The sequence below is a fragment of the Amycolatopsis sp. DG1A-15b genome (assembly GCF_030285645.1).
Classification (GTDB): Bacteria; Actinomycetota; Actinomycetes; order Mycobacteriales; family Pseudonocardiaceae; genus Amycolatopsis.
Genome location: NZ_CP127296.1, coordinates 9,100,142 through 9,114,480 on the forward strand (window position 1 = coordinate 9,100,142; position 14,339 = coordinate 9,114,480).

A 14,339-nucleotide genomic window follows, 5' to 3' on the forward strand; every position below is an offset into this window, starting at 1 on the left:
CCGTTGCCGCGCAAGATCGACGTCACCGCCTACGCCAAGGGGGTGCTCGCGGGTGACCGCGGGACGCTGTCGAAGGCGATCACGCTGGTCGAGTCGCAGCGGGAGGACCACCGGGCGCTGGTGCAGGAGCTGCTGGTCGAACTGCTGCCCGCGGCCGGCGGGGCCCGGCGCGTCGGCATCACCGGCGTCCCCGGAGTCGGCAAGTCGACATTCATCGACCAGCTGGGCACCGACCTGACCGCGGCCGGGCACCGGGTGGCCGTGCTGGCCGTCGACCCGTCGTCGACGCGGACCGGCGGGTCGATCCTCGGCGACAAGACCCGGATGGCGCGGCTGGCGGTCGATCCGCGGGCGTTCATCCGGCCGTCGCCGACGTCCGGGACGCTCGGCGGCGTCGCGCGGGCGACCCGCGAAACGATCGTGCTGATGGAGGCGGCCGGCTACGACGTCGTGCTGGTCGAGACGGTCGGCGTCGGGCAGTCCGAGGTGACCGTGGCGAACATGGTCGACTGCTTCCTGTTCCTGACCCTGGCCCGCACCGGCGACCAGCTCCAGGGCATCAAGAAGGGCGTCCTGGAGCTCGCCGACGTCATCGCCGTCAACAAGGCCGACGGCGACCACGAGCGGGACGCCCGGCGCGCGGCGCGGGAGCTGGCGGGCGCGCTGCGGATGATCTACGGGCCCGAAGCGTCGTGGACGCCCCCGGTGCTGACCTGCAGCGGCCTGCACAACCTGCGGCTCGACGAGGTCTGGGGCGCGATCGAGCAGCACCGCGACACGCTCACGGCGTCCGGCGAACTCGACGCCCGGCGGCGGCAGCAGCAGGTCGACTGGACCTGGGCGATGGTGCGCGAACAGCTGCTGGGTCGGCTGGCGGCGCATCCGGACGTGCGAACGGTCGTTCCCGACGTCGAACGGGCGGTGCGGGACGGTGAACTGACGGCTACCCTCGGTGCACAGCGGATCCTCGACGCGTTCGGTCCACCGCGTGGTGGCTGACGGGCCGGGTGTCCGCAGGCAGAATGCCTGGTCGTGGCGAAAGGATGACATGGCGAAACTGCGGGGTCTGGTCCTGGTCGCGCTGCTGGGAGCGGTGCTGTTCACCGCGTCGCCGGCGCTGGCCGAGCCGGTGCGTCCGGCCGCCGTCACGATGAGCGTGGCGCACGCGTCCGCGGCGCTGGTCCCGGCGCAGACGCAGCCCCCGGGCCCGGTACTCGACCCGGCCCAGACGGACAAGGCCAACAGCGAAAAGACCAAGAACAAGCTGATCGCGGGCCTGCTCGCGGTGGTCCTGCTCGGCATCGTGATCTGGGGGCGCAAGATCCGTTCGAAGCGGACCAAGGGGACCTGAGGTTTTCGGCTTTGCCGAACTAGCGCACGCCGTTCAACGCAGATCCGGTACCGGCCGTCTAGGACGGCCGTTTTCGAGGCGCGGCTTGCCGCCTGCATGGTGCACGATCGTCTGCAAATGCGTACGACAGATCGATCGGCACGACGCGTGACCCCAGCCGCTGCGCGGGTTACCCGTGTTGCGGGAGGAGGTGCGGCGTGACGGTGTTGGATTCACGGCCGGACGTTCCAGGCGACCCCCATGGGCGCATCATCAACCCCATGGAGGGGTCGGAGGCGCTCATTTCCGAAGCCGGCGTAAGCATGGCTCCCGTGGAGGACCTTGGTGCGGGCCGCGGCCCGTTCTGGCTGGACGACTGGCTGCGCGCCAACGCGACCGACGTGCTCGCCTGGCGGCGGCACATCCACGCGCACCCGGAGCTGTCGCGGCACGAGTTCGCGACCACGGAACTGGTCGTCACGCTGCTGCGCTCCGTCGGGCTCAAGCCGTGGGTGCTGCCGGGTGGCACCGGCGTCGTGTGCGACATCGGCAGTGGTGAGCGGTGCGTGGCGCTGCGCGCGGACATGGACGCGCTGCCGCTGACGGAGGCGACCGGCCTGCCGTACGCGTCGACCGTCGAGGGCGCGGCCCACATGTGCGGCCACGACGCCCACACGGCGATCCTGCTCGGCGCGGCCCGTGCCCTGGCCGGCGCGCCGGAGCTGCCCGGCCGGGTGCGGCTGATCTTCCAGCCGGCCGAGGAGGTCATGCCCGGCGGCGCGCTGGACATGATCGCGGCGGGCGCACTGGACGGCGTCGAGCGCATCTACGGCCTGCACGTCGACCCGCGGCTCGAGGTGGGTTCCGTCGGGATGCGCGTCGGCGCCTTGACGTCGGCCGCCGACCTGATCGAGCTGCGCCTGACGTCGCCGGGCGGGCACACGTCCCGCCCGCACCTGACGGCCGACCTGGTGCACGCGCTGGGCACGGTGATCACGTCGCTGCCCGCGGTGCTCTCCCGCCGCGTCGACCCGCGGTCGGGAACGGTCCTGGTCTGGGGAGCGGTCCACGCGGGCCAGGCGGCCAACGCGGTCCCGCAGGACGGCGTCCTGCGCGGCACGCTGCGCACGGCCGACCACGAGGTCTGGACGGCCCTGGAACCGCTGGTGGCGTCGTCGGTGGAGTCGCTGCTGGCTCCCACCGGTGTCGGCTTCCACCTGGACTACCGCCGCGGCGTCCCCCCGGTGGTCTCGGACCCCGAGTCGACGGCCCTGATGCGCGCGGGCACCGAAGCGGCCCTCGGTGAGGGAGCGGTGGCCCCCACGGAGCAGTCCTCGGGCGGCGAAGACTTCGGCTGGTACCTGGAGCACGTCCAGGGAGCCTTCGCCCGCCTCGGCGTCTGGTCCGGCCACCCGGCCCCCCAATCGGACATCCACCGCCCCACGTTCGTCCTCGACGAGCGAGCCCTCCTCTGCGGAGTCCGAACCCTGGTCCACACAGCCCTAACCACCCTCGCCTAACCCGTGTCGTCCGCCCACGTACGCGTGTCGTCCATCTAGGTACGCGTGTCGTCCGTTTGTGCACAGGAGTGGAGTTGCCCCGGTGAGGCGGACACGGGTTTTCAGGCAGCTGGGGTTTGAGCGTAGTTGGTTCGGGTTTCGGCTGGTGTGTTCTGGCCGATGGTGGAGTGCAGTCGCTTGTGGTTGTAGTAGTGCAGGTAGGTGAACACGTCCTGGCGGGCTTCGGTGCGGGTGCGCCAGATGGTGGTGCCGATCTCGGTCTTCAATGTGGCGAAGAAGGCTTCGGCGACGGCGTTGTCGTAGCAGGACCCGACCCGCCCGACCGACGGGCGAATCTTGTGTTCGGCCAGCGCGGTGCGGAACTGGCTGGAGGTGTACTGGACGCCGCGGTCGGAGTGGAACACCGCGTCCGGGTTGATGAGGCCGCGGGCGGTGGCCAGGTCGATCGCCTGGCAGACCAGGTCGGTGCGCATATGGTCGGCCATGGCGTGGCCGACGATTTCGCGGGTGTGCAGGTCGATGACGGTGGCCAGGTAGAGCCAGCCTTCGAAGGTGGGCAGGCAGGTGATGTCCCCGACGAACCGTTGTCCCGGTTTCTCGGCGGTGAAGTCGCGGCGGATCAGATCACCGACCGGGGCGACCGGGCCGACCGCGGGTCGGGTGAGGGTGCGGCGTTTGCGGCGGGTGATGCCGGCCAGCCCGTGCTCGCGCATCAGCCGCTCGACCCGCTTGTGGTTGACGGTGTGGCCGCGGCGGTGCAGCTCGGCGGTCACCCGCGGCACCCCGTAAGCGCCCCGATGCTCGGCATGGATCGAGGTGATCAGGGTGACCAGTTCTTGCTCGGCCTCGGCCCGCGCGGCCCGGGCTGTTTCGGTGGCGGCCCATTCGTGGAAGCCCTGCCGGCGCAGGCCCAGGACCTGGCACAACCGCTGGACACCGAACTCGGGGCGGTGTTCGGAGATGAATCGGTAGCGGTAGCTCATCGATCCATCTCGCGCGCAAAATAGGCGGCTGCTTTCCGCAGGATCTCCTTCTCTTTCTGCAGCTCAGCGACCTGCCGCCGCAACCGCGTCACCTCATCGGTCATGCCCGGGTCTTCTGCCGGCGGCGCGGCCTCGGCGGCCTGCTTGGCCACGTTGACCCACGAGCGCAGGGTCTCGTGGTTGACCCCGAGTTCGCGGGCGATCTGCCGCAACGGACGGTCACTGGAGTTGACCAGCTCGATCGCGTCCCGTCGGAACTGCTCCGGATACTTCGACCTGCGCGACATCAGGACATCCTCCCTCCAGACCACTGTCTGGAATCAAGGTGTCTGGCCCCACGGGGCAACTCCAGGAGTTGTCCCCAGGGTTATCCACAGGCGGGTAGTTATCCACAGCCGCTGAATCAGGCTCTTCCGGAGATCACGGAAGGGCCTGATTCTTGATGCTGTGACCGGGTGGGGAGGACGGCATGGTGCGGCTTCGCGTCGACGTGCCGTGGAGGTAATGGGGCAGCGTGCAGTGCGTGAGGCGTTGGCCAGCGGCCTGCTGGCGCAACCGTGGCGAGGCGTCGTCATGCGCTCGAGCGATGCACTGAAACTGAGGACGAGAGCTGAGGGAGCCCTGCTGGCGGTTGGTCGGCCTGCAGTGTTGTCCGGCCCAACATCGCTTGCCCTGCATGGGATTTCGGCATCAGCATGCGCGAGCATTCACATCACGGTGCCCTATGAACGCCGGATCAAGTCAAAGCCCGGCCTCGTCGTTCACCAGGGCTACTACCGGCCGACGGACGTGATCGAACTCGACGGGCTTGCCACGTTTCCGATTGACCTCGCGTTGGCGGAGTTCCTCTGTGATGGTGATCGGCGAACGGCGTTCGCCGCTGTGGACGAGTGGCTCCGAACCTTGCCGCCGGACCACGACGGGAAGCTCCGGGAGAACATTCGGGACCGTCTCGAAGACCGCCGGGATCGACGAGGTATCCACAGGGCTCTGACACTGCTGGAACTCGCCACCGGCAAGGCCGAGTCGCCCCCGGAGAGCGTCCTGAGACTGATCGTGGTTGAGGCAGGGTTTCCCGTACCGGAGCCGCAGTACGAGTTGCCAGCCGTTGACGGTCGACTTCTCTACCGGCTCGACATGGCCTGGCCATCCCGGCGTATCGCCCTGGAGTACGACGGTTACGCGGCACACGAAGATCGAGTTGCCTACGACGCCGAGCGAGACGCCCGTATGGCGGCGCGTGGCTGGATCACGATTCCGCCGTTGCTGCGGATCTTCGCGACTCGAGTCGGCTACTGCGGGACCTCGGCGAGGCGTTCCGGCTGCGCTCCACCTAGACGTCGTACCCAACCGGACGACACGCGTACTCAGATGGACGACACGCGTACCTGGAGGGACGACACGAGTTAGCCGGTTATGCCGGAGCAGGGGCGGGTGCGGAGGTCGTCGACGTAGTCGGCCGGGGCGCCGGCCGCCTCGGCGGCGTCGGCCAGGACGCCCAGGTAGCGGGCGGACGGGAGGCCGCCTTCGTAGGCGTCCAGGACGTACAGCCAGGCCAGGACCGAGCCGTCCATGGTCTGGACGCGGAGGCGGATCTTCGAGTGGATCCCCAGCTCGCCGCCTTCCCAGCGGTCCAGCCCGGTCTCGTCCAGCGGGGTCACGTCGTAGAGGACGACGAACACCCGTGACCCCGGGTCCTCGACGATCGTGGCCAGGGCACCTTCCCAGCCGAGGTCCTCGCCGCCGAAGGTCAGGCGCCACCCCTCCAGCCAGCCGCTGCCGGCCATCGGAGAGTGCGGCGCGCGCTCCAGCATCTGGGCGGGCTCCATGTTCGATCCGTACGCGGCATACAACGGCACGCCGACAGCGTAGCGACACCTCCCTGACCCGAGTGGACGCACTCGCCGTGTTCGCCCACTTCAGTGTCCGGTCACCTTCGCCGCGTACGGTGAGAGCACCGCACGGACTGCCAGAGGAGGACCCAGGTGACCAGGATCGTGATCATGGGCGGGGGCCCGGCCGGCTACGAAGCCGCGCTGGTCGCAGCCCAGCACGGGGCCGACGTCACGATCGTCGAGCGGGACGGCCTCGGTGGCGCCTGCGTCCTCTACGACTGCGTCCCCTCGAAGACGTTCATCGCGAGCTCCGGCGCCCTGGCGAAGATGCACGACCTCGGCGAGCTCGGCATCAACACCGACATGGCCGACACCAGGATCGACCTCCCGACCGTCCACGGCCGGGTGAAGGGGCTCGCCCTCGCCCAGTCCGCCGACATCCGCGCCCGCGTCCAGCGCGAAGGCGTCCGCGTCATCGCCGGCGAGGCCCGCTTCTGCGACGAAGAGCCCGGCCTGGCGACGCACAAGGTCGCCGTCACGACGAAGGACGGCACCGAAAAGCTGCCCGCCGACGTCGTCCTCATCGCCACCGGCGCCACCCCGCGCGTCCTGCCCGGCGCCGTGCCGGACGGCGAGCGCATCCTCGACTGGCGCCAGCTCTACGAGCTCCAGGAGCTGCCGGAGCACCTGGCCGTGATCGGCTCGGGCGTCACCGGAGCCGAGTTCGCCTCCGCCTACACCGAGATGGGCGTCAAGGTCACCGTCGTCTCCAGCCGTGACCGCGTCCTCCCGCACGAAGACGCCGACGCCGCCGCGGTGCTCGAGGAGGTCTTCTCGCAGCGCGGCACGACCGTCGCGAAGCAGGCGCGCGCCGACCGCGTCGAGCGCACCGAAAAGGGCGTCGAGATCTTCCTCGCCGACGGCCGCGTGATCGAAGCCAGCCACGCGCTGATGACCGTCGGGTCGGTGCCGAACACCAAGGACATCGGCCTCGACAAGGTCGGCATCTCGCCCGGTCCCGGCGGGTTCATCACCGTCGACCGCGTTTCACGCACTTCCGTTCCCGGCATCTACGCCGCCGGCGACTGCACCGGTGTGCTGATGCTGGCCTCGGTGGCGAGCATGCAGGGCCGCATCGCGATGTGGCACGCGCTGGGCGAAGGCGTCGCGCCGATCAAGCTCAAGACCGTCGCCGCCAACGTGTTCACCCACCCGGAGATCGCCACCGTCGGCATCAGCCAGCAGGCGATCGACTCCGGCGAGGTGCCCGCGCGCACCATCATGCTGCCCCTGGCCACCAACGCGCGCGCGAAGATGGAGGGCCTCCGCCGAGGCTTCGTGAAGCTGTTCTGCCGCCCCGCCACCGGCGTGGTCGTCGGTGGCGTCGTCGTGGCGCCGCAGGCGAGCGAGCTCATCCTTCCCATCGCGCTCGCCGTTCAGAACCAGCTCACAGTGGACCACCTGGCACTGACATTTTCGGTGTACCCGTCGCTCTCGGGCTCGATCACCGAGGCCGGGCGCCAGCTCATGCGCCACGACGATCTCGACTGATCCGGCACGCAACCCGGGCGCACCCGTCGCGTCTTGTCGGTTGTAAGGCTGAAGGACGCGAAGGGTGCGAACGTGCGCAAGACGGTGGTTTTCGTTGCGGCAGCGGTGATCGGCGCGACGGCGCTGACGGGATCGGCGATGGCGCAGAGCACCGGCCCGACGCCGAGCACGAGCGCGAACGCGAAGGCAGGCAGCGTCCAGCTCAACGTGAACACCGCGATCAACCAGACGCTGGTGGACAAGTACGTCCGCGACGCACCGAACGTGGCGCTGGCGAAGTGCGACGGTCCTTCGCCGGCGTTCTCCTCGCCGGCGCTGACCTTCACCAACTACACCCCCGGCCCGTTCATGGGCGCCGATGCGAACATCAGCGCCGACGCCGAGCTCAAGCCCGGCACCGAGGCGGGGACGTACCCGCTGACCGTGACCTGCGGCGGCCAGACCTACACCACGCAGTTCACGGTGCCGGCCGCGCAGGTCGCGAAGGTGCCATCCGGCGCCGCGAAGGCCGGCGACGGCAGCATGGCCGGCTAATTTCCCGGAAACGCCACGACCACCCCGGAGTCCTGCTCCGGGGTGGTTTTTTTAATGTCTCAGGCAACCTCTCCGCAGGTGGAGCGTCTTTCGAAACACAACTCCCGGGGGAGGGAAAATGTTGCGAACGAAAAAGATCTTGGTTGTCGCCGCCGTTTCCGGTGGATTGCTGCTCTCGGCGCCGGCGGCCTTCGCGGCCACGCCGGCCGGGCACGCGGGGAACCCGAAGGCCTATCTCCGCGTCATGCCGAACGCGGCTCGCCCGGGTGCGAAGGTGCAGATCCGGCTCGGCTGCGAAGCCGGGAGCACGCGCGACCTGGCGTCCCAGGTCCTCACGATCGGCGCGCTCCGGCGCGTCGGCCCGCAGAACGATCCCGCCAAGGCACCCGCCGCGGCCGCGGCGGCGACCGTGACGCCGGCGAAACCCGGCGTCTACCAGGTGTCGTTCTCCTGCGGTGGCGCGGAACTGACCACGAAGTTCACCGTCCTGGGTGAACGTCGGCAGGTCGCGAAGGTACCGTCGGGAGCGCCGCAGACCGGTGGCGGCCCGGTCGGCCACGGGCCGCTCGCCGCTGCGGGCGCCATGGGCGTGCTGGCCGTCGGCGGTGGTGGTCTGGTGCTGGCGCGGCGGTCGTGGCGACGCTGACCGCGGCCCGGCTCAACCGTCCGGCCCCACCGGACGTGTGGCCCGTGAGCGAGGAGGGGAGAGCATGAGCACGAGGAGCACGGGCAGCAGACGAGGCTTCCTGATCGCCCTGGTCGTGGCGTTGGTGGCCGCGCTGGTGGTCCTGGCGCTGACGCTCGGCGGGCACCGAGACCCAGGCACCGCGCAGCCACCGCCCGCCCAGCCGGTCGCGGTCGACCCGGCGCCCCGGTCAGGCAGCCAAGACGCCGTCGCGGCGCTGCCCAAGGTCGAGCCCGTCTCGATCGACATCCCGAAGATCGGCGCGCACTCGTCGCTGGTCCCGCTCGGCCTCAACCCGGACAACACCGTCGAGGTGCCGCCGGTGACCACGCCGCTGCAGGCCGGCTGGTACACCTACGCGCCGACGCCGGGCGAGACCGGCCCGGCCGTCGTACTGGGGCACGTCGACGGCAACCACCAGAAGGGCATCTTCTTCCGCCTCAAGGAGCTGGCCCCCGGCGACCGGGTCTCGATCGCCCGCAAGGACGGCACCACGGTGGTGTTCGAGGTGACGAAGGTGCACCAGGTGCCGAAGAAGGACTTCGAGGGCGAAGGCGTCTACGACGACACGGCCGGTCCCGAGCTGCGGCTGATCACCTGCGGTGGCGTCTTCGACCGGAACGCGCACAACTACGTCGACAACATCGTCGTCTACGCCCGCCTGGTCCAGGCCTGATTCTCGGTTTTTGTCGGTGCCCGGTGCCAGACTGTCCCGGTCGTCACCAGCGGCGGCACAGACGAGGGGTTGGGAGTCGGCATGGTGTTCCGGGACGAAAGATGGCCCGACGGTACGCCCGGCTGGGTGGACCTGATGGTGCCCGATCAGGCGAAGGCGATCGCCTTCTACAGCAGCCTGTTCGGCTGGGACGTGCACCGGGGCGGTGAGGAGACCGGCTTCTACGGCATGGCGGAGCTGCGGGGACGCCCGGTCGCCGGCATCGGCCAGACCCCGCCCGGCCAGGACATCCCGCCGTTCTGGACGACCTACCTGGCGGTGTCCGATGTGGACCGGACGGCCGCGGCCATCACCGACGCCGGCGGGCGGATCGTCATGCCGGTGATGGAGGTGATGAAGGAGGGCCGGATGGCCGTCGCGGCCGATCCGGCGGGCGCGGTCTTCGGGCTCTGGGAGGCCGGCAACCACATCGGCACGCAGGTCACGGCGGCGCCGGGCACGCTGGCCTGGAACGACTGCATGAGCCGGGACTACGCGGCGGCGAAGCCGTTCTACGAAGAGATCTTCGGCTACGGCTTCCAGGACATCTCCGGCGACGACTTCACGTACGCGGTGGTGCTCATCGACGGGCGCCCGGTCGGCGGCCTCGGCGCGATGCCCGCATCGGTGCCACCGGAGGTGCCGTCGTACTGGGGGGCGTACTTCTGGGTGGCGGACGCCGACGCGAGCGCGGCCAAGGTGGCCGAGCTCGGCGGCACGGTCGACGGGAAACCGTTCGACTCGCCGTACGGGCGGCAGGTGCGGGTCGCCGACGACCAGGGCGTGCCGTTCATGGTCATCGCCCCGAACGAGCAGTCGGGCGAGCCGGAGGGCTGGGAGGTGTGAAGGGACGGGCCGGGAGCGCCACGAGGCGGCACCCCCGGCCCTCGCCGGTCAGTCCTCTTCGGAGACCCAGTCGAAGGTCTTGGTGACGGCCTTCTTCCAGTTGCGGTACTCGCGCTCGCGGCGGGCGTCGTCCATCGACGGATCCCACTGCTTGTCCTGGGCCCAGTTGGTGCGGATGTCGTCCTCGGACTTCCAGAACCCGACGGCGAGACCGGCGGCGTACGCGGCACCCAGCGCGGTGGTCTCGTTGACCACCGGGCGGATCACCGGCACGCCGAGGATGTCGGCCTGGAACTGCATCAGCAGCTCGTTGACGACCATGCCGCCGTCGACCTTGAGCGACTTCAGCGGGACTCCGGAGTCGGCGTTCATCGCGTCGATGACCTCGCGCGACTGGAAGGCGGTCGCCTCCAGCACCGCGCGGGCCAGGTGGCCCTTGTTGACGAACCGGGTGAGCCCGACGATCGCGCCACGAGCGTCGGAGCGCCAGTAAGGAGCGAACAGGCCCGAGAACGCCGGGACGAAGTACGCGCCGCCGTTGTCCTCGACGCTGCGCGCGTGGTCCTCGATCTCGGCCGCGGTCGTGATCATGCCGAGGTTGTCGCGCAGCCACTGCACCAGCGAACCGGTGACGGCGATGGAGCCTTCCAGCGCGTAGATCGTGTCGTTCGAGCCGATCTTGTAGCAGACCGTGGTGAGCAGCCCGTTTTGCGACATCACCTTTTCGGTGCCGGTGTTGAGCAGCATGAAGTTGCCGGTGCCGTAGGTGTTCTTGGCCTCGCCGGGCGAGAGGCAGGCCTGGCCGAACGTCGCGGCCTGCTGGTCGCCCAGGATGCCCGCGATCGGGACGCCGGCCAGCGCGCCCTTCTCGCGGACCTTGCCGTACTCCTCGGACGAGGAGCGGATCTCCGGCAGCATCGAAAGGGGGATGCCCATCTCGCCGGCGATGTCGGCGTCCCACTGCAGGGTGTCGAGATCCATCAGCATGGTGCGGGAGGCGTTGGTCGGGTCGGTGACGTGCACGCCGCCGTCCGTCCCGCCGGTCATGTTCCACAGCACCCAGGTGTCCATGTTGCCGAAGATCAGGTCACCGGCCTCGGCCTTCTCGCGCGCGCCCTCGACGTTGTCCAGGATCCACTTGATCTTGGGACCGGAGAAGTAGGTCGCGAGCGGGAGGCCGACCTTGTCGCGGTAGCGCTCCTGGCCGCCGCCGAGGTTGCCGAGCTCGGTGACGATCTTGTCGGTGCGGGTGTCCTGCCAGACGATCGCGTTGTACACCGGCCGGCCGGTCGTCTTGTCCCAGACGAGTGCGGTTTCGCGCTGGTTGGTGATGCCGACGGCGGCGATGTCCTTGGCGGTGAGGTCGGCCTTGGCCAGCGCGCCCGCGGCGACCCGGCGGGTGTTCTCCCAGATCTCTTCCGCGTTGTGCTCGACCCAGCCGGCGCGCGGGAAGATCTGCTCGTGCTCGCGCTGGTCGACCGAGACGACGCGGCCCTCGTGGTTGAAGATCATGCACCGGGTGGAGGTGGTGCCCTGGTCGATCGCGGCTATGTACGAAGTCATGTGTGCTCCCGGAATTGGCGTCGGAGGAGGCGATCAGGTCAGGTTGTGGACGGCGAGGTAGACGAGCGCGGCGAGGGCGCCGCCGGCCAGCGGGCCGACGACGGGGATCCACGAGTAGCCCCAGTTGGCGTTCGCCTTGTTCCGGATCGGCAGCAGGAAGGCGTACGCGATGCGCGGGCCGAGGTCACGGGCCGGGTTGATGGCGTAGCCGGTCGGCCCGCCGAGCGAAGCGCCGATCACGAGCACCACGAACGAGACGCCCGCGTAGCCCAGCGCGGAGTTGCCGAAGGTCGGCGTGCCGCCGTCGCCCATGGCGTAGGTGGGGCTGAGCAGGATCCACACGACCAGGACGAAGGTGCCGATGATCTCGGTGACGAGGTTCCACGCGGTGTTCGGGATCTGCGGTCCGGTGGAGAAGATGCCGAGGGTGTTCTCGGGCTCGGGGTGGTCGTCGAACTGCAGCTTGTAGGTGGCCCAGCAGAGCACCGCGCCGATGATGGCGCCGGCCATCTGCCCGATGATGTAGAAGGGCACGTCGGCCCACGGCGTCTTGTCGGCGATGGCGAGCCCGAGGGTCACCGCCGGGTTCAGGTGCGCGCCGCTCGGCGCGGCGATGCTGGCGCCGGTGAAGACCGCGAACGCCCAGCCGAGGTTGATGAACAGGAATCCCGCGTTGTGACCGTTGTTCTTGCGCAGCACGTGGTTGGCCACCACGCCGTTGCCGAGCAGGATCAGCGTCGCCGTTCCCAGTAGTTCCCAGACGATTATTGCTCCAGCACTCACCGCTGCACCTCCACACTGGACACTCTGCGCAGGGTCGATCACGGCGTGCCACGGCACCGTTGCCGACCCACGTCCGCGCGACGTTACCGGGGCGTAGAAGCTAACTCCAAGCGCCGCGCAGCCGAATCTTTTCAAGATCGCGGAGGGTTACGCCACAAGTGTCATCCGTGGACGGGCGGATGATCACCGGGTCGTGCGATGCTGGAAGCCTCGCCGGCACGAGGAGGAAGTCACGTGGCTCAGCACGCAGCGGAGACCAACCCGGCTCGACTGGGCCCGGTCAAGCGGGAAGAGACGTGGCAGCGGCTCGGCAAGGAGACGTTCGACGTCGTCGTCATCGGCGGCGGCGTGGTCGGGGCGGGCACGGCGCTGGACGCCGCGACGCGCGGCCTGCGGGTCGCGCTCGTCGAGGCCCGCGACCTCGCGTCCGGGACGTCGAGCCGGTCGAGCAAGCTCTTCCACGGCGGCCTGCGGTACCTGGAGCAGCTCGAATTCGGCCTGGTCCGGGAGGCGCTGCGCGAGCGCGAGCTGATGCTGACGACCATCGCGCCCCACCTGGTGAAGCCGGTCAGCTTCCTGTACCCGCTGACGCACCGCGTCTGGGAACGGCCGTACACCGCGGCGGGCCTGCTGATGTACGACACGATGGGCGGCGCCCGCAGCGTCCCGGGGCAGAAGCACCTGACCCGCGCGGGCGCGCTGCGGATGGTGCCGGCGCTCAAGCGGTCGGCGCTGATCGGCGGGATCCGCTACTACGACGCGCAGTCCGACGACGCCCGCCACACGATGACGGTGGCGCGGACGGCGGCGCACTACGGCGCGGTCGTGCGGACGTCGACCCAGGTCGTCGGGTTCCTGCGCGAAGCCGACCGGGTGTCGGGCGTGCGCGTGCGCGACGTCGAGGACGGCCGCGAAACGGAGATTTCGGCGGCCGCGGTGATCAACTGCACCGGCGTCTGGACCGACGAGCTGCAGCGCCTGTCGGGCGGCCGCGGCCGGTTCCGGGTGCGCGCGAGCAAGGGCGTGCACATCGTCGTCGCGCGCGACCGGATCGTCTCGGAGTCGGGGATGATCCTGCGCACCGAGAAGTCGGTGCTGTTCGTCATCCCGTGGCGCAACCACTGGATCGTCGGGACGACGGACACCGACTGGGAGCTCGACCTGGCCCACCCGGCGGCGACGAAGCACGACATCGACTACATCCTCGAGCACGTCAACACGGTCCTCGCGACACCGCTGACCCACGACGACATCGAAGGCGTGTATGCCGGCCTTCGCCCGCTGCTGGCGGGGGAGAGCGAAGAGACGTCGAAGCTTTCGCGTGAGCACGCGGTGGCGAGGGTGGCCCCGGGTCTGGTGGCGATCGCGGGCGGCAAGTACACGACGTACCGCGTGATGGCGGCGGACGCGGTCGACGCGGCGGCGGTGGACCTGCCGGGCCGGTCCCAGCCCTCGATCACGGACAAGGTCCCCCTCCTGGGCGCGGACGGTTACCACGCGCTGGTCAACCAGGCCGATCACCTGGCGGCGGAGCACGGCCTGCACCCCTACCGGGTGAGGCACCTCCTGGACCGTTACGGCTCACTGGTCCACGAGGTCCTGGCCACGGCGGAGGGCCGCCCGGAGCTGCTGAAGCCGATCGAGCATGCCCCGGACTACCTGGGCGTCGAAGTGGTGTACGCGGCTTCGCACGAAGGGGCGCTGCACCTGGAGGACGTCCTGGCCCGCCGGACGCGCATCTCGATCGAGTACGCGCACCGGGGAGTGGACTGCGCCGAGCAGGTCGCGGCGCTGGTGGGCGAGGTCCTGGGCTGGTCGCCCGAAACGGTGAAGCACGAGATCGAGGTCTACCGGGCCCGGGTCGAGGCGGAGCGCAAGTCCCAGTCCCAGCCGAGCGACGAGGCAGCGGACGCGTTGCGGTCGGCGGCTCCGGAGGCCCGCGCGGGCATCGTGGAGCCGGTGAGCTGAGGTCCTCCCGGGGGTGATCCCTCGGG

The 14,339-nt window shown here is 69.8% G+C and carries 14 protein-coding genes and 1 pseudogene; 10 read left to right on the forward strand and 5 right to left on the reverse strand.

Annotation, left to right across the window (positions count from 1 at the left end):
- The first annotated feature begins 3 nt into the window (after positions 1-3).
- The 3 genes from meaB to QRY02_RS42270 all read left to right on the forward strand — a co-directional run bounded on the left by meaB (position 4) and on the right by QRY02_RS42270 (position 2,850).
- The gene (meaB, locus tag QRY02_RS42260; RefSeq protein WP_285988288.1) at positions 4-999 is read left to right on the forward strand and encodes a methylmalonyl Co-A mutase-associated GTPase MeaB; all 996 of its coding nucleotides are present in this window, start codon (positions 4-6) and stop codon (positions 997-999) included.
- 49 nt (positions 1,000-1,048) lie between these two features.
- Positions 1,049-1,351: a hypothetical protein gene (locus QRY02_RS42265; RefSeq protein WP_285988289.1), complete on the forward strand. Its 303-nt coding sequence runs from the start codon at positions 1,049-1,051 to the stop codon at positions 1,349-1,351.
- Positions 1,352-1,548: 197 nt separating this feature from the next.
- Positions 1,549-2,850: an amidohydrolase gene (locus QRY02_RS42270; protein WP_285988290.1), complete on the forward strand. Its 1,302-nt coding sequence runs from the start codon at positions 1,549-1,551 to the stop codon at positions 2,848-2,850.
- A 101-nt stretch (positions 2,851-2,951) separates the two neighbouring features.
- Here the strand turns inward: QRY02_RS42270 and QRY02_RS42275 are convergent, their stop codons facing one another.
- Positions 2,952-3,833 (reverse strand): IS3 family transposase, encoded by an 882-nt coding sequence (locus QRY02_RS42275; RefSeq protein WP_285988291.1) that lies wholly within the window; start codon positions 3,831-3,833, stop codon positions 2,952-2,954.
- Positions 3,830-4,120 (reverse strand): transposase, encoded by a 291-nt coding sequence (locus tag QRY02_RS42280; protein WP_285988292.1) that lies wholly within the window; start codon positions 4,118-4,120, stop codon positions 3,830-3,832. The genes QRY02_RS42275 and QRY02_RS42280 overlap by 4 nt, the downstream gene beginning before the upstream one ends.
- Positions 4,121-4,337: 217 nt before the next feature.
- Here QRY02_RS42280 and QRY02_RS42285 point away from each other — a divergent pair.
- A pseudogene (locus QRY02_RS42285) lies at positions 4,338-5,170 on the forward strand (putative endonuclease domain-containing protein).
- A 69-nt stretch (positions 5,171-5,239) separates the two neighbouring features.
- Here the strand turns inward: QRY02_RS42285 and QRY02_RS42290 are convergent.
- Positions 5,240-5,692, reverse strand: coding sequence for a gamma-glutamylcyclotransferase family protein (locus QRY02_RS42290; RefSeq protein ID WP_285988293.1), 453 nt, complete (start codon positions 5,690-5,692; stop codon positions 5,240-5,242).
- A 126-nt stretch (positions 5,693-5,818) separates the two neighbouring features.
- On the opposite strand from QRY02_RS42290, the gene QRY02_RS42295 reads away from it, so the two are divergent.
- The 5 genes from QRY02_RS42295 (at position 5,819) to QRY02_RS42315 (ending at position 9,999) form a co-directional block, all read left to right on the forward strand.
- Complete coding sequence (locus QRY02_RS42295; RefSeq protein ID WP_013222832.1) at positions 5,819-7,219, forward strand: NAD(P)H-quinone dehydrogenase; 1,401 nt, start codon at positions 5,819-5,821, stop codon at positions 7,217-7,219.
- Between the two features lie 72 nt (positions 7,220-7,291).
- Positions 7,292-7,753 carry a hypothetical protein gene (locus tag QRY02_RS42300; protein ID WP_285988294.1) on the forward strand — a complete coding sequence of 154 codons (462 nt, stop codon included), beginning with the start codon at positions 7,292-7,294 and terminating at the stop codon, positions 7,751-7,753.
- A 118-nt stretch (positions 7,754-7,871) separates the two neighbouring features.
- On the forward strand, positions 7,872-8,399 hold the full coding sequence (locus QRY02_RS42305) for a hypothetical protein (protein WP_285988295.1): 528 nt from the start codon (positions 7,872-7,874) through the stop codon (positions 8,397-8,399).
- 64 nt (positions 8,400-8,463) lie between these two features.
- Positions 8,464-9,114, forward strand: a complete 651-nt coding sequence (locus QRY02_RS42310; protein ID WP_285988296.1) for a class F sortase — start codon at positions 8,464-8,466, stop codon at positions 9,112-9,114.
- Between the two features lie 81 nt (positions 9,115-9,195).
- Complete coding sequence (locus QRY02_RS42315; protein ID WP_285988297.1) at positions 9,196-9,999, forward strand: VOC family protein; 804 nt, start codon at positions 9,196-9,198, stop codon at positions 9,997-9,999.
- 48 nt (positions 10,000-10,047) lie between these two features.
- On the opposite strand, the gene glpK is transcribed toward QRY02_RS42315, so the two are convergent.
- Together glpK and QRY02_RS42325 are read right to left on the reverse strand one after the other, a co-directional pair.
- Positions 10,048-11,562, reverse strand: coding sequence for a glycerol kinase GlpK (gene glpK, locus QRY02_RS42320; RefSeq protein ID WP_285988298.1), 1,515 nt, complete (start codon positions 11,560-11,562; stop codon positions 10,048-10,050).
- 33 nt (positions 11,563-11,595) lie between these two features.
- Positions 11,596-12,345: an MIP/aquaporin family protein gene (locus QRY02_RS42325; RefSeq protein WP_285988299.1), complete on the reverse strand. Its 750-nt coding sequence runs from the start codon at positions 12,343-12,345 to the stop codon at positions 11,596-11,598.
- Between the two features lie 198 nt (positions 12,346-12,543).
- Here QRY02_RS42325 and QRY02_RS42330 point away from each other — a divergent pair, with 198 nt between their 5' ends.
- Positions 12,544-14,313, forward strand: a complete 1,770-nt coding sequence (locus QRY02_RS42330) for a glycerol-3-phosphate dehydrogenase/oxidase (RefSeq protein WP_285988300.1) — start codon at positions 12,544-12,546, stop codon at positions 14,311-14,313.
- The last annotated feature ends 26 nt before the right edge of the window (positions 14,314-14,339 follow it).